General features: G+C 69.2%; 18 protein-coding genes and 1 pseudogene. 5 read left to right on the forward strand and 14 right to left on the reverse strand.

What is annotated here, in order from left to right:
• Positions 1-36: 36 nt before the first annotated feature.
• From rnhB to ABT342_RS17245, 5 genes and pseudogenes are all read right to left on the reverse strand, one after another.
• Complete coding sequence (gene rnhB, locus ABT342_RS17225; RefSeq protein WP_351573725.1) at positions 37-744, reverse strand: ribonuclease HII; 708 nt, start codon at positions 742-744, stop codon at positions 37-39.
• 399 nt (positions 745-1,143) lie between these two features.
• A complete protein-coding gene (locus ABT342_RS17230; protein ID WP_351573728.1) occupies positions 1,144-2,991 on the reverse strand; it encodes a DUF4153 domain-containing protein in 1,848 nt (615 codons plus the stop codon).
• A 149-nt stretch (positions 2,992-3,140) separates the two neighbouring features.
• On the reverse strand, positions 3,141-4,106 hold the full coding sequence (locus ABT342_RS17235; RefSeq protein ID WP_502965560.1) for an ADP-ribosylglycohydrolase family protein: 966 nt from the start codon (positions 4,104-4,106) through the stop codon (positions 3,141-3,143).
• Between the two features lie 12 nt (positions 4,107-4,118).
• Positions 4,119-4,779 (reverse strand): annotated as a pseudogene (locus tag ABT342_RS17240) (histidine phosphatase family protein).
• 68 nt (positions 4,780-4,847) lie between these two features.
• Complete coding sequence (locus ABT342_RS17245) at positions 4,848-5,453, reverse strand: YdbC family protein (protein ID WP_351573734.1); 606 nt, start codon at positions 5,451-5,453, stop codon at positions 4,848-4,850.
• 91 nt (positions 5,454-5,544) lie between these two features.
• Between ABT342_RS17245 and ABT342_RS17250 the strand changes: the two genes are divergently transcribed.
• Both ABT342_RS17250 and ABT342_RS17255 read left to right on the forward strand, forming a co-directional pair.
• Entirely contained in the window at positions 5,545-6,504 is a 960-nt protein-coding gene (locus tag ABT342_RS17250; protein WP_351573737.1) for a DUF1152 domain-containing protein, read from the forward strand.
• Positions 6,505-6,613: 109 nt separating this feature from the next.
• Positions 6,614-7,144 carry a TerD family protein gene (locus tag ABT342_RS17255; RefSeq protein ID WP_351573740.1) on the forward strand — a complete coding sequence of 177 codons (531 nt, stop codon included), beginning with the start codon at positions 6,614-6,616 and terminating at the stop codon, positions 7,142-7,144.
• A gap of 129 nt (positions 7,145-7,273) precedes the next feature.
• On the opposite strand, the gene ABT342_RS17260 is transcribed toward ABT342_RS17255, so the two are convergent.
• Positions 7,274-10,168 carry a vitamin B12-dependent ribonucleotide reductase gene (locus ABT342_RS17260; RefSeq protein ID WP_351573743.1) on the reverse strand — a complete coding sequence of 965 codons (2,895 nt, stop codon included), beginning with the start codon at positions 10,166-10,168 and terminating at the stop codon, positions 7,274-7,276.
• A gap of 157 nt (positions 10,169-10,325) precedes the next feature.
• On the reverse strand, positions 10,326-10,838 hold the full coding sequence (gene nrdR, locus ABT342_RS17265) for a transcriptional regulator NrdR (protein WP_351573746.1): 513 nt from the start codon (positions 10,836-10,838) through the stop codon (positions 10,326-10,328).
• 479 nt (positions 10,839-11,317) lie between these two features.
• On the opposite strand from nrdR, the gene lexA reads away from it, so the two are divergent.
• Entirely contained in the window at positions 11,318-12,112 is a 795-nt protein-coding gene (gene lexA, locus ABT342_RS17270) for a transcriptional repressor LexA (protein ID WP_351573749.1), read from the forward strand.
• 176 nt (positions 12,113-12,288) lie between these two features.
• Here lexA and ABT342_RS17275 read toward each other — a convergent pair whose 3' ends face one another.
• The 5 genes from ABT342_RS17275 to ABT342_RS17295 form a co-directional block, all read right to left on the reverse strand.
• The gene (locus ABT342_RS17275; protein ID WP_351573752.1) at positions 12,289-14,262 is read right to left on the reverse strand and encodes an ATP-dependent DNA helicase; all 1,974 of its coding nucleotides are present in this window, start codon (positions 14,260-14,262) and stop codon (positions 12,289-12,291) included.
• Positions 14,263-14,324: 62 nt separating this feature from the next.
• The gene (locus ABT342_RS17280; protein WP_351573755.1) at positions 14,325-16,127 is read right to left on the reverse strand and encodes an IucA/IucC family protein; all 1,803 of its coding nucleotides are present in this window, start codon (positions 16,125-16,127) and stop codon (positions 14,325-14,327) included.
• A 59-nt stretch (positions 16,128-16,186) separates the two neighbouring features.
• Positions 16,187-16,942, reverse strand: coding sequence for a GNAT family N-acetyltransferase (locus ABT342_RS17285; protein WP_351573758.1), 756 nt, complete (start codon positions 16,940-16,942; stop codon positions 16,187-16,189).
• 43 nt (positions 16,943-16,985) lie between these two features.
• Positions 16,986-18,923 carry an IucA/IucC family protein gene (locus ABT342_RS17290; RefSeq protein ID WP_351573760.1) on the reverse strand — a complete coding sequence of 646 codons (1,938 nt, stop codon included), beginning with the start codon at positions 18,921-18,923 and terminating at the stop codon, positions 16,986-16,988.
• A gap of 28 nt (positions 18,924-18,951) precedes the next feature.
• Positions 18,952-20,328, reverse strand: coding sequence for a diaminobutyrate--2-oxoglutarate transaminase family protein (locus ABT342_RS17295; RefSeq protein WP_351573762.1), 1,377 nt, complete (start codon positions 20,326-20,328; stop codon positions 18,952-18,954).
• Positions 20,329-20,663: 335 nt separating this feature from the next.
• Between ABT342_RS17295 and ABT342_RS17300 the strand changes: the two genes are divergently transcribed.
• Both ABT342_RS17300 and ABT342_RS17305 read left to right on the forward strand, forming a co-directional pair.
• Entirely contained in the window at positions 20,664-21,890 is a 1,227-nt protein-coding gene (locus ABT342_RS17300; RefSeq protein WP_351573764.1) for a trypsin-like serine peptidase, read from the forward strand.
• 289 nt (positions 21,891-22,179) lie between these two features.
• Positions 22,180-23,352 (forward strand): trypsin-like serine peptidase, encoded by a 1,173-nt coding sequence (locus ABT342_RS17305; RefSeq protein ID WP_351573766.1) that lies wholly within the window; start codon positions 22,180-22,182, stop codon positions 23,350-23,352.
• Between the two features lie 105 nt (positions 23,353-23,457).
• Here the strand turns inward: ABT342_RS17305 and hflX are convergent, their stop codons facing one another.
• Positions 23,458-24,951 (reverse strand): GTPase HflX, encoded by a 1,494-nt coding sequence (gene hflX, locus ABT342_RS17310; protein WP_351573768.1) that lies wholly within the window; start codon positions 24,949-24,951, stop codon positions 23,458-23,460.
• Positions 24,952-25,123: 172 nt separating this feature from the next.
• Positions 25,124-26,626 carry a M1 family metallopeptidase gene (locus ABT342_RS17315; RefSeq protein ID WP_351573771.1) on the reverse strand — a complete coding sequence of 501 codons (1,503 nt, stop codon included), beginning with the start codon at positions 26,624-26,626 and terminating at the stop codon, positions 25,124-25,126.
• Position 26,627 lies beyond the last annotated feature (1 nt).

Consider the following 26,627-nt stretch of genomic DNA (forward strand, 5'->3'; position numbering starts at 1 on the left):
CAGCAGTGCACACCGCGATCGGTGTCCATCGTCGAGTCAGAAGTCGAAGCCGAGTTGGCCCCCGGTTTCCAGAGCTGCGGCCTCCGCGGAGACCCGGACCTTCTTGAGGTGCCGCCACTTCGGCAGCGCGTCAAGGTAGGCCCAGGAGAGCCGGTGGTACGGCGAGGGGCCCAGCTCCGCCAGCGCCGCCTTGTGCACGGGCGAGGGGTAGCCGGCGTTGTGCGCGAACCCGTACGGCTCGCACACCGACTCCAGCTCCAGCTCGGCCATCAGCGCGTCACGACGCACCTTGGCGATCACCGAGGCGGCTGCGACCGCGATACAGGACTGGTCGCCCTTGATCACCGTACGGACCTGCCAGGGCAGACCGAGATAGTCGTGCTTGCCGTCGAGAATGACGGCGTCGGGCCGAACCGGCAGCGCCTCCAGGGCACGGACGGCCGCCAGCCGCAGAGCCGCCGTCATCCCCAGCTCGTCGATCTCCTCCGGCGACGCGTGCCCGAGGGCATGCGAGGTGACCCAGTCCTCCAGCAGTGCCGCCAGCTCCGTACGGCGCTTGGGACTGATGAGCTTGGAATCGGTGAGCCCGGCAGGAGGCCTACGCAGTCCCGTGACTGCGGCACACACGGTGACCGGACCGGCCCACGCCCCGCGCCCGACCTCATCGACTCCGGCGATGATCTTGGCACCAGTGGTGGCCCGGAGCGAGCGCTCAACGGTGTGGGTGGGTGGTTCGTACGGCATGGCGCCAGACAGGGTACGCCGCCCGGGCGGGCGGCAACACCCCGGATCCCGATCTCCGGACTCGCCCCCGCGATCAGGCGGATCCGGACCGCGGCGGCGGGGCCATAAATCGACAGGTCACCGCGACGACTCCAGAGTTCGCGCATTCGCTTCCGCACACCATGGAGCATTACGTCACGATTCGCCGGGATCGCATCGGAGAGCAGCCCGTCGACCGGTCAGGTCGGACAACATCCCGCGCTGCACCGCGATTCGCCGCCAATCAGACAGAGGTGGACCGAGGGTTCGACAACCCCGCCGACCATCGGCACTGAGATCGCAGGTCGCAGATGCATCGTACTCGTGAAGCACCGCACGCAGTGCGAAACCCGGATCTCGCCCTCACTGGCGGGGCCGTGCTCAGTCCTCACCGGTTCCTGGGTCGTAGTCGCCGGAGCCGTCCTCGCCGCCGTGGAACTCGGCGTCATCGTCGTAAGCGTCGCGGTCCTCGCCGTACCGCCGGTCTTCCTCCAGGCAACCTGCGGCATCGGTCTCGGCGGGCCGCTCGTCCAGGATCTCCCGGGCACGGGCCACCCCCCAACTGGTCGCGTACCAGGGTTCGTCCGCGCCTTCGAGGTCGAGCGCCGTCAGCCTCAAGGCGCAGGACCGTAGGGGCTCCGGAAGCCGGTCGAGAGCGGGCACGGCGTCCGCCGACAGGTTGCCCAGATAGCGGACGTCGATCTTGCCAGTTCTCTCGTAGCGCTGCACGTTCCGCTCGGCGATCAGCGCGTCGGGGGACGCGAGGCCGAAGGCGAGCACGGCGGCCGCTGCGCTGCCCGCGATCGCGCGGGGCAGCCAGCGGCTCCCGAAGACCCCTGCTGCGATGATCAGGGCGATCACGAGGCCGAGCCACAGCTCCATCGTGGCCACCGATACGCGCAGCCGCGTCAGCCCGTACGCGTCGACGTACAGGTCCATCCTCCGCAGCGCGGACGCCACCACGACCAGAGTGAGCACACAGAGCGTTCCCAGGACGGTGCGCACCAGGCCGCGGTCGCGTACGCCGTCGCGCGGAGCCCAGCGCAGCGCGAGCCCGATGACAAGGAGGGTGAGCAGCGTGACCCAGAGCAGCTGCCAGAAGCCCTGACGTGCGTACTCGGCGTAGCTGAGGCCGGTTTCGCGCAGCACCGTGTCGTAGCCGCCGAAAAGGACGGCGAGCTGGACCGCGATGAAGGCCGCGAAGAGCAGGTTGAGGACGACGAGCGGAAGCGCCCATTCCACCCGCCCTCTCGCCCTGCCGGGACGGACGACGAGGCGGTCCCATCGAACCGGAGCCGCTGCGGTCCGTGCCGCGGCGAGCGCTCCGGCCAGCCCGACCAGGAAGAGGAAGAAGCGCCAGGGGCCGTCGATGAGCGAAACATCCGGGATCAGCTCACCGAGCAGATCGGCGAACGCGGCGTCAGCTCCTGCGAACAGTGCGCCGAACACGATCACCAGGGCGGCCGCCACCGCGATCGTACGAACCATGGGCGCCCAGCGGCCGTCCGACGCGCTCGCGCGCTCACGCAGGCCCCGCCAGCCCCAGACCGGACCGGTGCCGAGTGCTTCGAGCACGCCGACGGAGCCGAGCACCACACCCGGCCAGGTACGCCCGCCGTGCAGAGCCAGTGAGCCGAGCGCCAGGGCGGAGGCAACGGCGAGGAAGGTGGGCCAGCCCGCGTCACGGAGCGCCGGAACGGCCAGGAGGCCGAGGCCGCCGACCGCCCAGACCAGGGTCCAGGGACGGAGTCTGCGGCCTGCCGCCAAGGCGGGGAAGGCCGCGGCGAGCGCTGCGGAGACGGCCACGATCAGCAGGTTCACGCCGAGCCCGTCGCCGAGCAGCAGCGCGCTGAGCAGTGCGGTGGCCAGGGCGCACCAGAGCGTCGCCGGGCGGGCGGATCCCGGCCGGCGGGGGCGTATACGGGCGAACCGGGGCTTGGGCGGCTGCACGGGCGGTCGCCACGGTGATGGCGGTACACGCACGGGGCCGGTTGGTGCCGGCTGCTGCCACCGCACAGGGTCCGAGTCCCGGTCCTGAACCTGGCCCGAGTCCCGGTCCTGGCCCGGATCCTGAGCTCGGACCTGGTCCGGACCCCGATCCGATTCCGGCAGCTCACCATCGCGGCGCCACTCCGGATCCGGCCCGGAGGACGGTGGCGATATGGGCGGTACGTCTGGCACGGGATCCCCTCCCGACCGGTGCCCCTGTGCGGCCGGGTGGCCACACATACAGCCCGGTACCTCGTCGGCGCGCGCCCGTCATGATCCAAGCAGCGGCGTGGCCGAAGGGTAGCCCTCGGGCGCGGTGGCCCGGCCCGACGAGGCCATCCTGTGGCATGACCGTGACAGTCATCCGCTGCCCGATGACCGGCGGACCCTCAGCCGACCTCGGCGGGCAGCCAACCCGGCAATGCCTCGGTCCGGTCCAGCCAGGCCGCCGGCGGAGCCCCGGCCGCGGCCACCACTCCCCCTGCGATCGCGCAGGTCGTGTCGGTGTCTCCGCCCACCTGCGCGGTCGTCCAGAACACTTCCTCGAAGTCACCGAGCGCCCGGGCGGCCGACCAGAGCGCGAACGGCACCGTGTCGTGCGCGCTCGTACGGCGTCCGCTGCCGAGGACTGCGGCGACCGTCCCGGCGTCGTCGTAGTCGAGCATGTCGCGCGCCCGACGCAGCCCTGCCCCCACCGCGCTCCGCGGAACCAGAGCGATGACCCCGTCGAGCAGGTCGCCCGGCGCAGGCGGACCGGATGGTGCGGCGACCAGCGCAGCGGCCGCGGCCACCGCCATGCTGCCCACGACCGCCTCGCGGTGCTGATGCGTGGTGTACGAGGAGATCTCGGCCTGGTGCGTGGCCTGCTCGGGGTCGTCGGCGTACCACGCACCGAGCGGGGCGATGCGCATCGCAGCACCATTACCCCACGAGCCCTGGCCGTTGAACAGCCCCGCGGCGAGTTCTCGCCAGTCGCCGCCTTCGCGAATGAGCCGGAGCATCCGGTTCACGGCCGGCCCGTAACCACGGTCGAAGTCATGGTGGACGGCGAAGGAACGCGCAAGTGCGTCCTGGTCGATCCGGCCATGGACGGCGAGCACTGCCAGGACGGAGCAGGCCATCTCGGTGTCGTCGGTCCACTGCCAGTGGCCGGGAGGCAGTTCGCGCTGCTTGAGCAGCGGGTAGTTCGCCGGGACGAAGAACTGAGAGCCCAGGGCGTCTCCTACGGACAGCCCGCGCAGGCTGGCCATGGCGCGCGCGAAGCGCCGCTCGAGGGAGCCGAAGGACTCAGGAGAGTCGGGGGAGCCGGAAGGTTCGGGAGATTCTGGAGATTCGGGAGAAGTGTCAGCGGTCATCGCTCGGCCACTCTATCCGGTGGTCCCGTTCGGTTCCCGGGGTTCGCCAGCGCTCGAAAGGCCGGTCCAGTCCGTACCGCCCGTCCTCACCGAGCAGCAGCATGCGCATCTCGCCATTGCCCGGATTCGAGAGCGATTCGAACTCGTCCACCGTCCAGTGGAACCAGCGCATGCAGAACAGCCGCATCGTCAGTCCGTGGGTGACGAGCAGAACGTTCGGCGGATGATCGGGCGCCTCGAAGCTCCGGTAGAGGCTCTCCAGGAACGAGCCCACTCTGTCGTACACATCGGCGCCCGACTCGCCCTGGGCGAACCGGTAGAAGAAGTGCCCGTACGCGTCGCGATAGGTCTTCTGCAGACGGACATCGTCCCGGTCCTGCCAGTTCCCCCAGTCCTGCTCGCGCAGTCTCGGTTCCTCCCTGACCCGCACCAGTTCCGGGTCCAGTCGGAGCGCTCGGTAGGTGTCGCGCGTACGGCGGTAGGGCGAGACATAGACGCTGACCCGCTCCCGCCCGAACACCTCGCGCAGCCGCGCTCCGGCCTCTTCGGCCTGGCGCCACCCCCGCTCGGTGAGCCGCAGAGCGTGGTCGGGCACGCGCTCGTACACCGAGTCGTCCGCATTTCCCTCCGACTCTCCATGCCGGACAAGAACGATGCGCCGCGGTCGTGCCATAGGAGAAACCCTAGATCGAACCTGGCCTCGTCGAGCAGCTGTCCGGCCCCCATCCGGCGTACCGGCGGTCACACCGTCCAGGAAGCCTCGAGCTGCACGACGTCTCCGGCCAGCGCTGCGACGTCGGCGTCCGTCTGCGCCCGCAGCGAGAGCCGCTCCACCCGCTCCACCCGGTATTTGCCGTGCTCTGCGGCGGACTGCCACATCGACAACACCAGGAATTCGCTCCCAGGAGCCTCGCCGAACAGCCCTCGCAGCATCCCCGGCGACCCCGCCATGGCCGGATTCCACACCTTCTCCTGCATCAGAGAGAAGTGCTCGACCCGGTCCTCGTGCACCTTGCAGTGCGCTACGCGCACCACGTCGGCGTCGGTGAAACGCGGCTCGAAGCCCGTTTTCACGTCGAAGCGATGGTCGAACAACTTGACCTGGAGGTCCTTGTACGTGCCCGACTGCGCGGTGGCCAGCCGATCGTGGGAGCGCGCCATGAACGAGTCGTAGAAGGCACGGGTCTCCCAGAACGAGAAGACATGCGCGACGCCCGGCCGCGACCGGCTCCACCCTCCGCCCTGCCCCCGGAATCCCGGCTCACCCAGCAGCCCCGCCCACTTCCGCTGCCCCCGCTCGAAACCTCGACGGTCCACCACGGTGCAGCGAATCCACTTGACCAGCACCGCGCCATCGTACGGCCCGGAACGTGGCCCTGGTCACTCTCCGGAAGAAGGCGATACCCGCCGGCGACCCTTCCCGCACAGAATGATCACCATGACCGCGCTCCATCTGAACCCGCTCTTCGCACGCCTCGACTCCGCCGAGCGGATACTCGTCGTCGGCGCGGGCGGGGGTTTCGACATCTACGCCGGGCTGCCTGTGGCCCTCTCCTTGCTCCACCAGGGCAAACAAGTGCATCTGGCCAATCTTTCGTTCAGCGCCGTCGAAGGGCTGCCGATCGACTCCTGGCTCGCTCCCGACGTCGCGATCGTCACCCCCTCCACCGCGCTCCACCAGACGTACTTCCCGGAGCGCACGCTCGCCCAGTGGCTCTCGCTGCACGGCTACCCCAGCACGGTCCACGCGTTCGCCCGGGTGGGCGTGCAGCCGCTGCGCGCCGCCTACCGGGCGCTGATCGAGCGGTACGAGATCGACGCGGTCGTCCTGGTCGACGGCGGGACCGACATCCTCATGCGGGGCGACGAATCAGGGCTGGGCACCCCCGAGGAGGACCTCACCAGTGTCGCGGCCCTCCATGGCATCGACGTACCCGAACGGCTGGTCCTCTCTCTCGGATTCGGCGTGGACGCCTACCACGGGGTGAGCCATGGACTGGTCCTGGAGAACATCGCCGCTCTGGAGCGTGACGGCGCCTACCTGGGCGGCTTTTCCGTGTCCCGGTCTTCCCGGGAAGGTGCCCTGTTCCTGGACGCCGTGGCGCACGCCCAGGCACACAATCCCGACCATCCGAGCATCGTCAACGGCTCCATAGCCGCTGCGGTCCGCGGCTCGTTCGGAGACGTTCAGTTCACTTCACGCACCCGAGGCAGTGAACTGTTCATCAATCCATTGATGTCGTTCTACTTCGCCTTCGAACTGGAGGGATTGGCCCAGCGTTGCCTGTATCTCGATCGTATCGAGCACACGCAGTTGATGCGTCAGGTCAGCAGCGCCATCGAGCTCTTCCGTGACGAGGTCGCTCAACAGCGGTCGCCCCGGCGCATTCCGCACTGACCAATCTCGGCCCGAACTGTGCGCGGTCCGAACGCGTACGCGTGACAACATGGGCCATTCGCAGGGGCGTTGACGTCCGCACCGGCCGTCCACGAGGAAGGGAAGCAGGGTGAGCAGTCTCAGCAAAGGGCTCCGGAAGGTCCAGGTGACGCTCAAGTGGGACCCCAGCCCGATCGGTACACCGGCCAACGATCTCGACATCGTCGCCGCGACCTACACGGCAGACGTTCCGCACGGCAAGCCCGCCTACCTGGTGCACTTCGGCAGCCGGTCGCCCGACGGCACGATCACCCTCAACAGGGACAGCCGGACCGGCCAGGGCTTCGGCTCCGACGAGGTCATGACTCTGGAACTCGACCGGCTGGCCGACACGTACGCACGGGTCGTCGTGGGCGTGGTCATACAGCAGCACAGCGGTGAGAAGACGTTCTCCGACATCACGAACACCGGTGTCCGGATACTCGAAGGGCCCGTCGAGCTGGCGAAAGACGATCTCTCGGGTGTCCCCGGCGCCACTGCCGCGACCATCGCGGAGTTCACTCGGGACGGCACCGGCGGATGGCGGCTGCGTACGTCCGTCAGCGGCTTCACCGCCGATCCGACGGAGTTCGCGGGACTGATGGGCGCCGCCTCCTTCTGAGAGCGCCCCTTCAGCACACTGCTCGCTGTCAAACCACACGAATGGCGGGTACCGGCCCACAGCCGGTACCCGCCCTTCACTTCACTGTCCGCCGGGTTCGCGGACTACCCGTCCGCGCCCGCCGTCGGCTCAGCTGCAGCCGCTGGTGGAGCCGCAGCCCTCGCAGATGTAGCAGGAGCCGGCCCGCTGCATCTTCGTCCCGCACGAGAAGCAGAGCGGCGCGTCCGCGCTGATGCCGAGCTGCATCTCGACGAGCTCGGCGGAGGTGTGCGCCTCCTTCGGAGCCGGGATCTCCGCCTTCGGGGCGACGACCGCCTTCAGCGTCTCCGTCTGGCGAGGAGCCGACTGGGCCAGGCCCTCCACGTCGACCTCGTCGTCCGCGGGCTCGTACGACCCGGTCTCCAGGTGGCGCTGACGCTCCTCGGCGGAGTGGATGCCGAGCGCCGAGCGGGTCTCGAAGGGCAGGAAGTCCAGCGCCAGGCGACGGAAGATGTAGTCGACGATCGACTGGGCCATCCGCACGTCCGGGTCATCCGTCATACCGGCCGGCTCGAAGCGCATGTTGGTGAACTTCGAGACGTACGTCTCCAGGGGCACGCCGTACTGCAGACCGACCGAGACGGCGATGGAGAAGGCGTCCATCATGCCTGCGAGGGTGGAGCCCTGCTTGGACATCTTCAGGAAGACCTCGCCGAGACCGTCGTCCGGGTAGGAGTTCGCCGTCATGTAGCCCTCGGCGCCGCCGACCGTGAAGGAGGTGGTGATCCCCGGGCGGCCCTTCGGGAGGCGCTTGCGGACCGGGCGGTACTCGACGACCTTCTCGACCGCTGCCCGGATCGTCTCCTCGGACTTCGCGGTGATCTCGGCCTTCTCGGTCTCCTTCTTCTTCGCGGAGAGCGGCTGGCCGACCTTGCAGTTGTCGCGGTAGATCGCGAGCGCCTTGACGCCCATCTTCCACGCCTCGAAGTAGATCTCCTCGACCTCTTCGACGGTCGCCGACTCCGGCATGTTGACCGTCTTGGAGAGCGCGCCCGAGATCCACGGCTGGATGGCGGCCATCATGCGGACGTGGCCCATGGCGGAGATGGAACGCTCGCCCATGGCGCAGTCGAAGACCTCGTAGTGCTCGGTCTTCAGACCCGGGGCGCCGATCACGTTCCCGTGCTCACCGATGTGGGCGACGATCGCCTCGATCTGCTCCTGCTGGTAGCCGAGGCGGCGCAGCGCCTGCGGGACCGTGCCGTTGACGATCTGCATCGAGCCGCCGCCGACCAGCTTCTTGAACTTGACCAGCGCGAGGTCGGGCTCGAGGCCGGTGGTGTCGCAGGACATCGCGAGACCGATGGTGCCGGTCGGGGCGATGACGGACGCCTGGGAGTTGCGGAAACCGTTCTTCTCGCCGAGGCGGATCACGTCCTGCCAGGCCTCCGTGGCGGCGGCCCAGATCGGGGTGTCCAGGTCGTCCATGCGGACGGCCTTGGTGTTGGCGTCGGCGTGCTGCTTCATGACGCGCTGGTGCGGCTCGGCGTTGCGGGCGTAGCCGTCGTAAGGGCCGACGACCGCGGCGAGCTCGGCGGAGCGCTTGTACGACGTACCCGTCATCAGGGAGGTGATCGCGCCGGCCAGGGCGCGGCCGCCGTCGGAGTCGTACGCGTGGCCGGTGGCCATGAGCAGGGCGCCGAGGTTGGCGTAACCGATGCCGAGCTGGCGGAAGGCGCGGGTGTTCTCACCGATCTTCTGGGTCGGGAAGTCGGCGAAGCAGATGGAGATGTCCATCGCCGTGATCACCAGCTCGACGACCTTGGCGAAGCGCTCGACGTCGAAGGACTGGCTGCCCTTGCCGTCGTCCTTGAGGAACTTCATCAGGTTCAGCGAGGCGAGGTTGCACGAGGTGTTGTCCAGGTGCATGTACTCGCTGCACGGGTTCGAGCCGTTGATCCGGCCGGACTCGGGGCAGGTGTGCCAGTGGTTGATGGTGTCGTCGTACTGGATGCCCGGGTCGGCGCAGGCCCAGGCGGCCTCGGCCATCTTGCGGAAGAGGCTCTTGGCGTCGACCTCCTCGATGACCTCGCCGGTCATGCGGGCGCGCAGTCCGAACTTTCCGCCGGCCTCGACGGCCTTCATGAACTCGTCGTTCACACGGACCGAGTTGTTGGCGTTCTGGTACTGGACGGACGTGATGTCGTCGCCGCCCAGGTCCATGTCGAAGCCCGCGTCGCGCAGCGCGCGGATCTTCTCCTCCTCCTTGACCTTGGTCTCGATGAAGCCCTCGATGTCGGGGTGGTCGACGTCGAGGATGACCATCTTCGCGGCGCGGCGCGTGGCGCCACCCGACTTGATCGTTCCTGCGGAGGCGTCGGCGCCACGCATGAAGGAGACCGGGCCGGAGGCGTTGCCGCCGGAGGAGAGCAGCTCCTTGGAGGAGCGGATGCGGGAGAGGTTCAGGCCGGCGCCGGAGCCGCCCTTGAAGATCATGCCCTCTTCCTTGTACCAGTCGAGGATCGACTCCATGGAGTCGTCGACGGACAGGATGAAGCAGGCGGACACCTGCTGCGGCTGGGGCGTGCCGACGTTGAACCACACCGGCGAGTTGAAGCTGAAGATCTGGTGCAGGAGGGCGTACGCCAGCTCGTGCTCGAAGATCTCCGCGTCTGCGGGCGAGGCGAAGTAGTTGTAGTCCTCACCGGCCTTGCGGTACGTCTTCACGATCCGGTCGATGAGCTGCTTGAGACCGGTCTCCCGCTGCGGGGTGCCGACAGCACCGCGGAAGTACTTGCTGGTGACGATGTTGACCGCGTTCACCGACCAGAAGTCGGGGAACTCGACGCCACGCTGCTCGAAGTTGACCGAGCCGTCGCGCCAGTTGGTCATGACGACGTCACGGCGCTCCCAGACCACCTCGTCGTACGGATGCACGCCGGGGGTGGTGTGGACTCGCTCGATACGCAGACCCTGGCGGGCCGCTGCGGCCTTGGATCCCTTGGAGCGGGAGCCTCGTGCCGGGCCGCTCGTCGTCTCTGTCATGCCGCCTCCCATATACGGGCAAAAACGCCCTAAAGTGCCCAGATCTTCCCGTGGCACAGTCTTTGTCTGATGCCCGGGCGCCGCGCAGAACGCCCGTGACAGGTCCTATTGCCGCACTGCGGCCGATCACCAGGCCCCTCGCCGGGGGCCGGGCCGATCAGTCGGCGGCGGTGGCGGGCACGGGGACCTCAGGGGTCACGCCGGGCCCGCAAGCCTCTGCGGGTGGCCGCCGCACGCGGAGCTCCGCGATGGCGGCCTCGAAGTCTTCGAGCGAATCGAACGCTCGGTACACGGACGCGAAGCGCAGGTACGCGACGAGGTCGAGCTCCTGCAACGGGCCGAGTATGGCCAGCCCCACGTCGTGGGTGGTCAGCTCGGCGCTGCCGGTGGCGCGCACCGCCTCCTCGACCCGCTGGCCGAGCTGGGCGAGGGCGTCCTCGGTGACCGGCCGCCCCTGGCACGCCTTCCGCACTCCGGAGATGACCTTGGTGCGGCTGAAGGGTTCGGTCACACCGCTGCGCTTGATCACCATCAGTGACGCGGTCTCCACCGTCGTGAATCGACGGGAGCAGTCGGGGCACTGGCGGCGGCGCCGGATCGACGTGCCGTCGTCCGTTGTCCGGCTGTCGACGACGCGGCTGTCGGGGTGCCTGCAGAAGGGGCAGTGCATGGCTCCCAACCCTCCTTCACAGCACGACTGAATAGCCCCGACAGAGGCGGTCAGACCCCCCTCGAAGCAGGCTCAAGCATAGGCGATAGCCACAGCCTTGATGACCGGGGACCACAACTTCTGGGCGGCCGGACCAATCCAACCACTAGATCTGGGGTTCAGCCGCCTTTCGCGTCCCAGCGCGTGTCGCGCGGAGCGGGCGGACCCGGTCGGCCACGAGGGTACGGGAGACGCGCGGCTCCCCTGCCTCCGGGGGCATGGATGACACACTGGGAAGAGGCCCCTGAGGCCTCACGCCCGGCCGTGAAGGTTACCGTGACAACCCGAACGACTGGCGACGAGCACGGCCCCGCGTATACACCCGGTCATATCCATGCGTCAGGTTATCTGCGATTTTTCACTCGAACGTGTGTTTGGCGCAACCTTTCGAAAGCAACTACCGTTGTCCAGCTAGGGAGACCATTTCGAGAGGGGCCGACGTGACCACCACCGCAGACAGTGCCACCATCACTGCCCAGGACCGCTCCCAGAATCGATTCGAGCCGGTGCATGCCATGAACGACGCAGCCACGACCCCGGAAGGGGCCGAGCCCTCGCGACCTACGCGTTCGCTGCCCGGCCGACCTCCAGGGATCCGCGCGGACAGCTCGGGTCTCACAGACCGGCAGCGGAGGGTCATCGAGGTCATCCGAGACTCCGTGCAGCGGCGCGGATACCCGCCGTCGATGCGTGAGATCGGTCAGGCCGTGGGCCTGTCCAGCACCTCGTCGGTCGCGCACCAGCTGATGGCTCTTGAGCGCAAGGGCTTCCTACGCCGCGACCCGCACCGGCCGCGCGCGTACGAGGTGCGTGGCTCCGACCAGCCGGCCACCCAGACGACGGACACGACCGGCAAGCCCGCCGCGTCGTACGTGCCTCTGGTCGGGCGGATCGCCGCCGGAGGGCCGATCCTCGCGGAGGAGTCGGTCGAGGACGTCTTCCCGCTCCCCCGGCAGCTGGTCGGCGACGGTGAACTGTTCGTGCTGAAGGTCGTGGGTGACTCCATGATCGAGGCCGCGATCTGCGACGGTGACTGGGTGACGGTCCGCCGCCAGCCCGTCGCGGAGAACGGTGACATCGTCGCGGCGATGCTCGACGGCGAGGCCACGGTCAAGCGCTTCAAGCGCGAGGACGGCCACGTGTGGCTGCTCCCGCACAACGCGGCCTACCAGCCGATCCCCGGTGACGAGGCGACGATCCTCGGCAAGGTGGTGGCGGTGCTTCGACGAGTGTGAGTTCACCTCGTCGCCCCTGACCGGGCCCCGGGACCCACTGCGCCGGTCCCGGGGCCCTGCCTTTGCACCTCAACCGGCGCCGGTTAGGCGGAGGTGGCTGAGCGCCATGGGGTTGCTCAATTGATGGTTGCGGCTCGTGCGGGTGATGGTTGCGGCTCGTATGGGCCGCGTCGGCCCTACTTGTCGTCCTTTTTGGCCGTGGCGTCGATCGCCGCCAGGGAACGGCGCACCTGGTTACGGTCCGTGGTGTACCAGAAGTCGGGCAGTGACGCCTTCAAATAGCTGCCGTAGCGGGCCGTGGCCAGTCGCTGGTCCAGCACGGCGACCACACCGCGGTCCCCTACGGCCCGTACGAGACGGCCGGCGCCCTGCGCCATCAGCAGCGCCGCGTGCGTGGCCGCGACCGCCATGAAGCCGTTGCCTCCGGCCTCCTCGACCGCCTTCTGGCGCGCGCTCATCAGCGGGTCGTCGGGGCGAGGGAAGGGGATCTTGTCCATGACGACCAGCTGACAGCTGGGGCCCGGGACATCCACGCCCTGCCAGAGCGAGAGCGTGCCGAAGAGACACGTCTTCGGATCGGCCGCGAAATTCTTGATCAGCTCGCCCAGCGTCTCTTCGCCCTGCAACAGGATCGGAAACTCAGGAATGCGGGAGCGCAGCTCCTCGGCCGCGAGCTGAGCAGCCCGCATCGAGGAGAACAGGCCGAGCGTGCGGCCACCCGCTGCCTGGATCAGCTCGGTGAGCTCGTCGAGCATGTCGCCGCGGTCACCGTCGCGCGCGGGGCGGGCCAGATGCTTGGCGACGTAGAGAATTCCCTGCTTCGGGTAGTCGAAGGGCGAGCCGACGTCGACGCCCTTCCAGACGGGCACGTCCTCGCCCTCGGTGCCTTCGGGCGCCAGCCCGAGTGAGGCGCCGACGCCGTTGAAGTCACCGCCGAGCCTGAGCGTCGCCGACGTCAGGACCACCGACCGGTCCGCGAAGAGCTTCTCGCGGAGCAGCCCGGAGACGGACAGGGGCGCAACCCGCAGGGACGCGCCGAAGCGGTCGTGCCGCTCGTACCAGACGACGTCGTACTCGGAGCCATTGGTGATGCGCTCGGCCACGTCGTGAATGCTCTCGATGGAGGCGAGAGCCTGCTTGCGCACGGCGTCCTCGTCCTGGACGGACTTGTCCCTGGTCGAGCCGAGCGCCGAGATGACCGTACGAGCCGCGTCGCGCAGCGCCATCAGCGCGTATGCGAGGTCCTCCGGGATCTCCTCGATACGACCCGGGAGCGCGAGCTCCATCAGCCGCTCGAAGGTCTCGGCGGCGGTCTGGAGCTGATCGGCGGCCTTCTCGTTGACCAGCTTCGCGGCACGGCGCACGGCCCGGTTGACCTGCCCCGGGGTCAGTTCCCCGGTCGCGACACCGGTCACCCGGGAGACCAGCTCATGGGCCTCGTCGACGATCAGCACCTCGTGCTGCGGCAGCACCGGCGCGCCCTCGATCGCGTCGATGGCCAGGAGGGCGTGGTTCGTCACCACCACGTCGGAGAGCTTGGCGCGCTCCCTGGCCATCTCGGCGAAGCACTCGGCCCCGTAGGCGCACTTGCTGGCGCCCAGACACTCGCGGGAGGACACGGAGACCTGTGACCACGCCCGGTCGGAGACGCCCGGGGTGAGATCGTCACGATCGCCAGTCTCCGTCTCGTCCGCCCAGTCACGCATGCGCAGCAGATCCTTGCCGAGCTTGCTGGTGGGCGTGGCGGACTCGAAGGGGTCGAAAAGCCCGTCCTCCTCCTCCTGCGGGACGCCCTCATGGAGGCGGTGCAGGCAGAGATAGTTCGACCGGCCCTTGAGCATGGCGAACTCGGGACGGCGGCGCAGCAGCGGATGCAGCGCGTCCACGGTCCTCGGCAGGTCGCGCTCCACGAGCTGGCGCTGCAGCGCCAGTGTCGCGGTGGCCACGACGACACGCTCCCCGTGGGCCAGGGCCGGCACCAGATAGCCGAGGGACTTTCCGGTGCCCGTGCCGGCCTGGATGAGCAGATGGGACCCGTCGTCAATGGCTGCGGCCACGGACTCGGCCATGGTGACCTGGCCTGGCCGCTCCATCCCGCCGACGGCTGCGACGGCGGCGTGGAGGAGCTCGGGGAGGGATGGCTTCGTCATAGGCCGTCCAGCCTACGGTGCGCCACTGACAGCACGATCACACACCGGTACCCGCATGGCCTTCAGCCCACGCCGAGGGGGTTGGCGACCGTGCCGTGTACCGCGGCGTGCGGGCGCTGCGGCCGGTCTCGGTAGCCGTCGAGGTGCAGTCGGTTGCGGTTGAGGCAGAGACGTTCGATACGGGGAGTGAGCAGGTCGAACATCTCGTAACGGTCCTTGAGCTCGGGGAAGCGGGCCTGGTGACGGAGGATTTCCGCCCGCACGAGGGACCAGAAGTCGCTCTCCGGCACTCCCAGGTGGTCCTCGCAGAGGGGGGCGAGGAACCGGAAGACTCCGACGAAGAGTCCGGCGTGGATGAACTGGGTGAGGAAAGTGGGCTCCTCGGTCAGCAGGACCGCCCGGACGTCGTCGGGCATCGACTCGTGCTCCGGCAGCGGCTGAGCACTCACGTTCACGTCGTCGACGAAGTCCTTGATCGCGAGCCGTACCGGAACGTCGTGGTCGTCGAAGACGACGATGGCGTTTTCCCCGTGGGGGGAGAACACGGTGCCGTAGCGGTAGAGGAAGTGGAGCAGCGGCGGCAGCATCGCGGCGAAGAGGTGCCGGAGCCATGCGGCGGGGGCGAGTCCGGAGCGTTCGACCAGCTCGGCGGTGAAGGCACGCCCGCTCGGGTCGGTGTGCAGGAGCGAGGCGAGCGTACGCGCCCGCTCGCCGGGTGGCAGGCGCAGAGGTTCCCGCCAGATCGCCCCGAGGAGCTCCTTGTACTGGTACGGGACCTCGGGAAGACGGTCGTAGTGCGGGTGCTCGACGGTGACGGACGCGACCTCGCCGAGCAGGATGACACCGCAGTCGTCCCGCAGGAACGGATCGGCGTCGCGCAGCGCGTGCACCCAGGTGGTGACGGCCGGTGCCGCGAGGGTGCGTTCGGTGGGCAGACCGCGCCAGACGAGGGTGTTGAGCACGGAGAGCGGGAGCTTGACCGTGTGGCGGTCGGGCCGGTCCGTATTGAGGAAGGTGCGGACGGACTGCTGCGCCAGACGCAGATCGCCGTCCGTGGTCAGCGGGACGATCTCGCCTCGCGCGACGGAGCCCGCGAAGAGGGGAAGCAGCACCTGGTCCCACTGCCATGGGTGCACCGGCAGAAAGAGATAGCTGTCGGGGTCGAGGCCCCGGGAGCGGAGTTCGGCGGCGAATCCGTCACGAACGGCGGGATCGAGTTCCCTGGCATAGAGGCGGTCGGGCGTGGCGAGCCCCGGCACTCCGCGGTACGAGGCGCAGCTGGTGCTGACCGCGATCCAGGGAAGGCGTGCCGGAACGCGGGCCTCCGGGGCCCATCGGGCGGCGTCGCGGGCGGAGAAGCCGATACGGCCCTTGTTGAGGACGAGCCAGGGGTGGCCCGTCTGGTGTCCTTCGAGTGCGGCGTAATCGAGGTCGGCCAGCCGGGCGGCGGGGAGCGCGGTGTGGTCGAGCCTGCAGTCCGCGGCGAGTGTCGTGTTCAGTTCACGGATGAGATGGCCGAGGGTGGCGCCGTCGATGTCGAGCGTGCGGCGGGCCCGGACGAGGAATTGCAGCGGGTCGCCGAAGGGCTTGCCTGCGCTGCTGAGCGAGTCGGGCGCGACGCGCCAGCTGCCGTACGCGCCGCGCCGGGCGCGGAAGGTGAGGGTCTCGCCGTCGTCGAGCGGGAGTGTGTAGTGGTCGTCGGCGCCCTGCGGGAGCGGCTCGATGAGTTCCTCGTACGCGAATTCGCCGACCATCTTGGCGAGGAGACGGCGGGCTGCCCGCAGCCATGATTCCGGGTTCAGCTCGGCGGGGGCGAGCAGGGCGGGCGCCTCGTCGGAGTCAGGGACGGCGGGGGACTTCGGCACGGGGACTCCTCGAGTGGAACCGATGCGGGACGAGCGGTGTATGTAAGTCAGAGGGTCGTTCACAGCAGACTCCGCAGGGCGCGGTCGCGGACCATGAGCGCGGCCCTCTTGTCGGGGAGGTCGACTTCCGCCGAGAAGCGGAATCCGGCGCTCAGAAAGGCGGACACGGAAGGGGTGTTGCGTAGGTCGGGTTCGGCGACGACGCGAGCCGAGCGTGGACGGTTGTCGAGCACGAGGTCGGCGACGGCTCGCATCAGTACGGTGCCGAGGCCGCGCCCGCGGTCGGCGACGCCTCCGATGAGGAGGTGAATGCCGGTGTCGTGGGGGCGGGCCGGGTAGTGGCGAGCGAGGGGGTCGAGGTCGGCGCGGTAGATCTCGAAGTAGCTCATGGGGGTGCCGTCGAGGACGCCGAGGCACGGGATGCTACGGCCGTCACCGTCCAGCTGGGTGCGCAGATGGGCGGCGGTGACCGACTCCGGGCCGGACAGTTCCCAGAAGGCGGCGACGGCGGGATCGTTCATCCAGCGGGCGATGCGCCCCAGATCGCGTTCGATACGGACAGGGACGAGCTGGAAGGAACCGACGGGGGTGGTGGCCGCACTCCAGTCGGCGAGAGTGTCCAGGAGGTCATCGCCGGCCGGGCCCCCGTCGCGCGGCGCGGTGAGGGACCGGGGGGAGGAGGAAGAGGCGGCCCCGGCCGGTTGGTCCCGTCCGAACAGCGTGAGGAGTTCGTCGGGCAGCCGCAGGTCCAAGGTGTCCTCGACGCCCTCGCCGGGACAGGGGGTGGAGTCGGTGTCCGCGTCGGTGGGGGGCATGGGTGGCGCTCTCCTCTCGGCAGGTCGGAAGGGCTGATGTCCTTCAGGAATGGAGGGGGTTGGTGATGGTGACGTAGACGGATTGGGTGTCCACGGGGCCGACGAGTTCATCGAGGCCGTGGAGTCGGGTGAGCAGGTTGGCCTTGCATCGCAGGGTGGGGGTCTCCAGGAGCTGCGTGGCGAGAGGCGAGCCCAGGGCTGTGGCCGAGGTGAGGAACTGACGGAAGGCTGCGATGAGGACACGCTCGTCGGCGAGGCGCTGCGAACCGAAGGCGCCGATCAGGCCGAGGACGTTGTTGATACCGAGGTAGTAGGCGAAGCGTTCGTCGGTGACGGTGTCGGGCACGAAGGTGTCGCTGGAACCGCCGATGCCGGGGAGTCTGCGCTTGAGCGCGGCGCGGTGGGACTCGCGGAAGTAGTAGCCCTGGTTGTCGCGGTAGCGTCCGCCGACCGGCCAGCCTTCGGGGTCGAGGATTACCAGTGTGTTCTGCTGGTGGGCTTCGAGGGCGACTCCCGCTGTGCCGTCGAGCCAGAGCACCGGGCGCACGACGTGGTCGAGGTAGCGCAGGAACCACTCGGCGGCGACGGCTCCGACGGGCCGTCCCGTGCGGGTCGCGAGCCGGCTCACGAGGTCGGCGAGACGTGAGTGCATCCGGGCTCGGCCTGGCCAGGGCCGGGGGGCGGTGAGGCCGGCGATGCAGACAGCGTCGTCGCTGATGCCGAACGGGTTGTGGCGCAGCATGACGTCGAGTCCTGGCACGGGCAGACCGTCGGGGGTGTCGACGGCGAGCCAGGCGGGGTCGCGGACGATGTCGAAGCCGGGGTGGACGGCCCGCCATTCCTGGGCCAGGCCGCTGCGGAGCAGGCGGTGGACCTCCACGCCGCGGTGGAGTTCCTTGCGGAGGTTTTCCCGACGGGAGTTGGTGATGCGTACGCCGAGAGAGAGCTTGAGCATGGCGGGAGCGCCGGGCCGGTGGACGGTGCGGACCGACGAGGTGGGATGCCAGGGCTCGCCGGCCTGACCGAGATCGTGGAGGAGGCCGGCGTCTAGGAGGGCTGCCACGGCGGGGCGGTGGGCCAGTTCGCGGGCCTGCCAGGGATGGAGCGGCAAGGGCACGGTGCCGGAGGGGAGTTGGATATCCCCGGCAAGGCGTGCGGTGAGCTGTTCGGCGGGGAGGATACGGCCGTTCTCCGTCCAGGCCGATTCGGTGGCCAGGACGGAGCGGTCGACGGCCACCCAGTGGAGCGGGAAGGAGCCGTACAACTCGGGCGAGAAGAGACGGACCTCGGCCTCGGAGAGCCCCTCGCGGCTCTTGGGTGTGGGGTGGAGCGGGTGGCCGAGGATCAGTGACTGCTCGGCCGTGAGGAACAGGTCGGCGTCGGGGTGGGGTGCGGGGTATCGGCGTCGGTCGGCGATGAAGTCGGCTGTGCGCCGGGTCGAGTCGGCGACCCTGCCGACCAGGTCGGCACCTTCGGCAGGCTGTGCCTGTCGGCCCTCGCGGGTGAGGAGAGCGGCGACGGTGACGGCATCGGCCGTCGGGGCATCGCGAGGGCCGCCCTCCAGCGCGGGCGAACCGAAGCGGTGCCAGCCGGCGGCAGACCAGTACCGGACCGGTACGTGCAGGGCTGTGCCACTGGCTTCGAGCGGGATGCGCAGGGTGGGCCCGTCCGGCCGCGCGAGGTCGTTCTCCCGTACCCAGCAGCGCAGCAGGCTCTCCACTGCCGCTGCGTCCGCCGCGACGTGGGGGTCGGGGTGGTCCAGCGGGTCGGGGGCCGCCGCGGGGACCGTCGCGGGGACCGTCGCGGGGGTGGGAGTCCGGGGAGATTCGGGGACTGTCCGTTCGCCGGGGGACCCCGACAACTGTCGCGGCACCGTCGCCTGCTCGACCATCAGGGGGCCGCGATTCCCGCTCTGCCCTCTGTGCTGGGCGGTGGGGTCGCCGTCGGGCTCGGGAGAGTCGGATGCGGAGGTGGGGTTCACGGGGGACTTCCTTGTGATGTCGTCCGGATCAGTGAGACGGTCCGGTTTCGTTCCTGCGGTGCGGCGAGCGTTCGGCCGCGGCCAGGGCGTCGGCGAAGCGGTCGAGGACAGCGACGGCTTGTTCGTCGGTGAGCGTGAGAGGAGGCAGGAGGCGCACAACGGCCGAGTGGCGCCCGCCGAGTTCGACGATGAGTCCGCGGGCCAGGCATTCCTGCTGGACAGCGGCGGCGAGGGCGGCGTCGGTCGGTGGGGCGTCCGCACGTGGGTCGACCGCGTCCGGGTCGACGAGTTCGACGCCGATCATGAGACCCCGGCCTCGTACGTCCCCGATGCCGGGGTGGGTGGCGGCGAGGCCCTGGAGCCGGCCGAGCATGCGGGCGCCGAGGGTGGCGGCCCGTTCGGCGAGGCGGTTCTCGCGGACGTACGCCAGGGTGGCGGCGCCCGCGGCCATGGCGAGCTGGTTGCCGCGGAACGTACCGGCGTGGGCGCCGGGTTGCCAGGCGTCGAGATCCGACCGGTAGACGATGACGGCGAGGGGAAGGGAGCCGCCGATGGCCTTCGACAGAACCATCACGTCGGGGATGATCCCGCTGTGCTCGACCGCCCAGAAGGTGCCGGTTCGGCCGACGCCCGTCTGGACCTCATCGGCGATGAGCGGGATGGAGCGGGTCGCGGTGATGTCACGCATCCGGCGCATCCAGGCGTCGGGCGCGGGGATGACGCCGCCCTCGCCCTGCACCGGCTCGAGAATCATCCCGGCCGGTGCGGGGACACCGCCCTTGGGGTCGTCGAGCAGGTTCTCGGTCCAGCGGGCGGCGAGTTCGGCGCCGCGCTCCCCGCCGGTCCCGAAGGGGCAACGGTAGTTCTGCGGGTAGGGCAGCCGGGTCACGCGGACGTCGGTGGCGCCGCCCGAGGCGTCGAGGGCTCCGGCGGTCATGCCGTGGTAGGCCCCGGTGAAGGTGAGCAGTCCGTTGCGGCCGGTCGCGGTGCGGACGAGCTTGAGCGCCGCTTCGACCGCATCCGTACCGGCGGGTCCGCAGAACTGGATGCGGGCGTTGTCGGCGAGCGGACGCGGCAGGGTCGCGAACAGCTCGGTGGTGAAGGCGTCCTTGACCGGAGTGGCCAGGTCGAGGACGTGCAACGGCGCCCCGGAGTCGAGCACCTTTTTGATCGCTTCCAGCACAACGGGGTGGTTATGGCCGAGCGCCAGGGTCCCCGCCCCCGAAAGACAGTCGAGGTACCTGCGGCCGTCCGCGCCCTCGATCGTCAGTCCCCTGGCCCGTACGGGAACGATGGGCAGCGAGCGCGCGTATGTCCGCGCCGCCGACTCACGCAGCGACTGGCGCCGCAGGATCCCTTCGTACGCGGCGGGTTGTGCCACCGGGGCGGGTTCGGTCACGGCCACGGCTCTGGGTCCTCCTGCTGTCACAGTTGCGTTCCACATCGGCACGGAATCAACAGGCCCGCACCGTGGGGCTGAACGCTGACCTTGTGTCCCCCGTACGTACCAACGACGCCGGAAGCGGGAGATCACGGTCATTCGGAAGATCCTTGCGGCGCGGAACCACGGACCTGCCGCACGCCGTCCCCATCGGCACCGGCATAGTGGGGGGCCGCACTCCTGCACTGGTCAGTACGGCCGGGAGTGCACGAGCAGTTCGTGTTCAGCGAGTTTCGGCGCGTTCGAGCACGGTCGTTTCAGTACGTAGAGAACTTATGAAGTCCCAGGGGGATCACGACATGCGATTCAATCGCCCGACCTTCGCCGCACACCGTGGGAGGAGTGGCGGTCGCAGAACCTCTCCGGTGTTCGCCGCCGCCGCTGTCGCCGCGGCTCTCGCTCTCACCGCCACGGCTTGCGGCCCCAGCGAGAACAACGCGGGCGACAAGCCCAGTGCCCCGGCCGCCAGCCAGTCCGCCGACGGGAAGATCACGGTCCCGGACGATCTCAAGGAGCGGCTCAAGGAGCACGGGATCGACCTGGAGAAGTGGAAGAACGGGGAGTGGAAGAACTGGGACAAGGACAAGTGGCTCCGTGAGGCCAAGGACTTCGTCAACCCGATCATCGAGGACCTCTGGGACCCGGACCGGATGCGGGACGCCGAGCAGCCCGACAAGCCGGTCGAGGAGGAGGACATCTCCGGCGACGAGGGTGTCACCGACCCCACTCCCAAGGTGGTCGAGGCGAAGGCTGTCAGCACTCCCTACCACGACAACGCCGCCGAGGCCGGGAAGGTCTTCTTCGACGGCCCCGAGGGTTCGATGGTCTGCTCCGCGACCGTGATCAAGGACCCGAAGAACCCGGGCAAGTCCAACATGGTGTGGACCGCGGGCCACTGCGTGCACGCCGGCAAGGAAGGCGGCTGGTACCGCAACATCGCCTTCGTCCCCTCGTACAACAACGGCGGCAAGCCCACGGCCGAGTTGGAGAACACTCCCAAGGAGCAGATCGCTCCGTTCGGCGTGTGGTGGGGTGACTGGGCGCAGACCTCCGACCAGTGGATCTCCCAGGGCGCTGCGACGGGCGGCCAGGGCGCGCCGTACGACTTCGCGGTGCTCCACGTGACCCCGGAGAAGGGCAGCAGCGGCAAGTCCCTCGAGGAGACGGTCGGTTCCGCGCTTCCGGTGGAGTTCAACGCCCCGGCCGCGCCGAAGATCAGCAGCATGACGGCGACCGGCTACCCGGCGGCCCCGCCGTACGACGGCCAGAAGCTGTTCCAGTGCGAGGACAAGCCGGGCCGACTGTCCATCAAGGCGAACGAGCCGACGATGTACCGGATCGGCTGCACGATGACCGGTGGTTCGTCCGGCGGCGGCTGGGTCGCGGCCGGTCAGGACGGCAAGCCCGCGCTGGTGTCGAACACCTCCATCGGCCCCGTGACGGCCGGGTGGCTGGCCGGACCGCGCCTGGGAGTGGAGGCCAAGGGCGTCTTCGACGCGGTCAGCAAGAAGTTCGCGGGCCGGTAGGACATCGCCGCTGACACGGAGTAGGTAGCACTCGACGTATGGGGCCTTCGGAGCACATCCGAGGGCCCCATACGCTTCTTGCCGTGCAGCTCCCCCGTCAGGGGCGTGGAGACTCCGTGCAGGTCCCGGGCGATCGCGACTCCCCGTGGCGACAGCGGCATAGAGTAGGGGGCGCACTCTGGGCGGTCCCACGGCGGACCGCCCCTTTCGTATGTCTGGGCTCGCCCAAACATGTGACACGTTCATGGCAATACGCGCACTGACGCAATACACAGGGGGAATCGTTTCCATGCGATCCATTCGTCCGCTGCTGGCCGCCGTCGGCCTCGCCGCGGCGCTCTCACTGACGGCCACGGCCTGCGGCCCGACGGAGAACGACGCGTCCGGCAAACCCGCCGCCTCCACGCCCGCCGGGGGCAACGGCGGTAACGCCGAGATCCCCGCCGACCTGGCCGACAAGCTCAAGGAGCACGGCGTCGACCCGGAGAAGTGGAAGAACGGCGAGTGGAAGAACTGGGAGAAGGACAAGTGGCTGCGTGAGGCCAAGGACTTCGTCAACCCGGTGATCGACGGCCTGTGGAAGCCGGAGCGGATGAAGGAGGCCAAGTCTCCGCAGAAGACCATGGCCGCCGGAGACTTCTCGGGCGACCAGGGCGTCACGGACCCGGAGCCGGCGCCCGTCCAGGCCGAGCCGGAGAAGAAGCCGTACCACGAGAACGCGGCGCCGGTCGGCAAGGTGTTCTTCGATGCGCCCGAGGGCTCCATGGTCTGCTCGGCGACCGTGGTCAAGGACCCGAAGAACCCGGGCAAGTCCAACATGGTGTGGACCGCGGGCCACTGCGTGCACGCCGGCAAGGAAGGCGGCTGGTACCGCAACATCATCTTCGTCCCCGCCTACAACGACCTCGGCAAGTCCCCGGCGCAGCTGGAGAACGCGCAGCCGCAGGAGATCGCCCCGTACGGCTCCTACTGGGCGGACTGGGTTTCGACCTCGGGTGAGTGGATCTCCCAGGGCGGGCCGACCGGTGGAGAGGGTGCTCCGTACGACTACGCCCTCATGCACGTGAAGCCGCAGCAGGGCAGCAAGTCCCTCGAAGAGACCGTGGGCGTCGCCCTCGACATCAACTTCGACGCGCCCGAGGCGAAGGACATCGGCGTGATGGGCGCCTGGGGCTACCCGGCGGCAGCGCCGTACGACGGCTTGATCATGCACAAGTGCGTCGACCGTCCGGGCCGGCTGTCCATCAGCCCCGCCACCCCGACGATGTGGCGCATCGGCTGCACCATGACTGGTGGCTCCTCGGGTGGCGGCTGGTTCACCCAGCAGCCGAACGGCAAGCTGGCGCTGGTCTCCAACACCTCCATCGGCCCGGTCACGGCAGGCTGGCTGGCCGGACCGCGCCTCGGTGAGGGCGCCGAGCAGATCTACACCATGATGACCGAGAAGTTCGCGGGCCAGTAGGCCCCGGCGCCCGGGTCGTCTCCACGAACGACCGAAGGCCCGCCCCCTCCGCCAGAAGCCGGAGGGGGCGGGCCTTCGCCGTTCAGCGCGCGATCCGCGCGAGGGTCAGCGGGTCACCGGGACGTACGGCTCGAGGGCCGCGGCCAGTTCCTCATGGACGCGTGCCTTGAGCAGCGTGCCCTCGGAGGTGTGCTCCTCGGAGAGCACCTCGCCGTCGGCGTGCACCCGGGAGACCAGTGCTCCCAGGGTGTACGGCACGAGAGCTTCGATCTCGACCTCGGGCCGCGGCAGTTCGGCGTCGATCAGCGCGACCAGCTCATTGATGCCCTTGCCCGTACGGGCCGACACCGCGATCGCGTGCCGCTCGATCCGCAGCAGGCGCTGCAGCACGAGCGGATCGGCCGCATCCGCCTTGTTGATCACCACGACCTCGGGCACGTCCACCGCGCCGACCTCGCGGATCACCTCGCGCACGGCGGCGAGCTGCTCCTCCGGAGCCGGGTGCGAACCGTCCACCACATGCAGGATCAGGTCGGACTCGCCGACCTCCTCCATGGTGGAACGGAACGCCTCGACCAGGTGGTGCGGCAGATGCCGGACGAATCCGACGGTGTCCGCCAGCGTGTAGAGCCTGCCGCTCGGGGTCTCGGCCCGGCGCACGGTCGGGTCGAGGGTCGCGAACAGTGCGTTCTCCACCAGGACACCGGCGCCGGTGAGGCGGTTGAGCAGCGAGGACTTGCCCGCGTTGGTGTAGCCGGCGATCGCGACCGACGGGATCCTGTTCCGTCGGCGCTCGTGGCGCTTGATCTCGCGGCCCGTCTTCATCTCCGCGATCTCCCGGCGCATCTTCGCCATCTTCTCGCGGATCCGGCGCCGGTCCGTCTCGATCTTGGTCTCACCGGGGCCTCGGGTGGCGAGACCGCCGCCCTTGCCGCCGCCCATCTGCCGGGACAGCGACTGACCCCAGCCCCGCAGCCGGGGCAGCATGTACTGCATCTGTGCCAGCGCCACCTGCGCCTTGCCCTCGCGGGACTTGGCGTGCTGCGCGAAAATGTCGAGGATCAGGGCGGTCCGGTCGATCACCTTGACCTTGACGACGTCCTCGAGGTGGATCAGCTGGCCCGGGCTCAGCTCACCGTCGCAGACGACGGTGTCGGCTCCGGATTCGAGCACGATGTCACGCAGCTCGCTCGCCTTGCCCGAGCCGATGTACGTGGCCGGGTCCGGCTTGTCACGGCGCTGGATGACGCCGTCGAGCACGAGCGCACCCGCCGTCTCGGCGAGCGCGGCCAGCTCCGCGAGGGAGTTCTCCGCGTCCTGGGCGGTCCCCGAGGTCCAGACACCGACGAGCACGACGCGCTCCAGGCGCAGCTGCCGGTACTCGACCTCGGTGACGTCCTCGAGCTCGGTGGAGAGGCCCGCCACACGCCGCAACGCGGCACGCTCGGAGCGGTCGAGCTGATCGCCGTCCCGCTCTCCGTCGATCTCGTAGCTCCAGGCGACGTCCTCTTCCATCAGGGCATCGGCCCGAAGGCTCTCGGTGCGGGTGGTGTCCGCGAAGCTCTGCGCGTCCTTGGAAGGGGATGAAGAGGAGGTCATTGGATCCTTACGTCGATCGGTGAGGGAAGTCCGTACGGAACGTACGATACGCCGGTCACAACGTGTGACGGCCCCGGAAGATTCCCGAAGGGTTCCGGACCGGCGGCGTTCACCGGCCCTTCGATGGTCCCACGGTGTCTCCGGGGCCGTCACCCCGATTTACGCCCTCGCTCTACGGCTTCGCCTTGGGCGTCGCCGTCGGCGCCGCGCTGCGCCAGTCCGCGTGACCGGGCATCTTCGGCGTCTTCTCCCCGTACAGCCACTCCTGGAAGAAGCCGGAGAGATCACGCCCGGAGACCTGTGAGGCGAGCTCGGTGAAGTCCGCGGTCGTCGCCGTGCCGTCCTTGTGTTCGGCCACCCACAGCCGTTCCAGCAGGTCGAACGCCTCGTTGCCGATCTCCTGCCGAAGCGCGTAGAGCACCAGCGCGCTGCCGTCGTAGACCACCGGCCGGAAGAGTCCGAGCTGCTGTCCCGGGGCCGCCGGCCTGGGGGCCGCGGGCGGGCCGCCCGCCGCACGCCAGCCGTCGGACTTCGTGTACGCGTCACGCATGCGCGTTTCCAGGGACTTCGCGGCGTGCTCCTCGGCGTACAGCGCCTCGTACCAGGTGGCGTGGCCCTCATTGAGCCAGAGGTCCGACCAGCCACGCGGCGAGACGCTGTTGCCGAACCACTGGTGGGCCAGCTCGTGCACCATGATCGAGTCGACGTACCACTGCGGGAACTCGGGACGGGTGAACAGCTCTCTCTCGAAGAGAGAGAGCGTCTGGGTCTCCAGCTCGAATCCGGTCGTGGCGGAGGCGACCAGCACCCCGTACGTCTCGAACGGGTAGCGCCCGATCTTGCTCTCCATCCATTCGATCTGCCCCGGGGTCTTCTTGAGCCAGGGTTCGAGGCGCTCGCGGTCGGCCGTGGGCACGACGTCCCGTACAGGCAGTCCGTGCGGGCCCTCGCGGTGGACGATGGACGACTTGCCGATGGAGACCTGCGCCAGCTCGGTCGCCATCGGGTGCCGGGTGCGGTACGTCCAGGTGGTGGTCGCACCGGCTCCGGCCTTCGCCACGGGGAGGCCGTTGGCGACGGCTGTCAGCTCGGCCGGCGCGGTGATCCGGAACGTGAAGTACGCCTTGTCGGCCGGGTGGTCGTTGCAGGGGAAGACGCGGTGGGCCGCGTCGGCCTGGTTCGCCATCGCGAGCCCGTCGGCGGTACGTACCCAGCCACCGGGGACGCTGCTGTTCGGGTCGCTGGTGTGGCTGACGGTGATCGTCAGCGGCATGCCCTCGGCGACAGCCGCCTGCGGGGTGATCACCAGGTCCTCTTCGGCGGTCGTGAAATCGGCGCTGCGGCCGTTCACTTCGACCGACCGGACGCTGCCGTGGGTGAAGTCGAGATTGATCCGCTCCAGGCTCTGGGTGGCCCGCGCGTCGATCTTCGTGACGGCTTCCAGGGGCTTGCTGTTGGATCCCCCGTAGGTGAAGGCGATGTCGTACGTGAGGACGTCGTACCCGGGGTTGCCCAGATGTGGGAAGAGCGGATCGCCGATGCCGAGTGGCACGGGCGCGGGCACGGTGGCAGCGGCGAGCATGCCTGCCGATGCGGCGGCGAGCAGAGCGGCCCGCAGGCGCCGGGAGGAGAGCCGGGACGAGAGCCGGGAAGTGCGTCGTGAGGTGAGCGGCATG

It is taken from the genome of Streptomyces sp. NPDC000410, assembly GCF_040300305.1.
Taxonomy (GTDB): Bacteria; Actinomycetota; Actinomycetes; order Streptomycetales; family Streptomycetaceae; genus Streptomyces.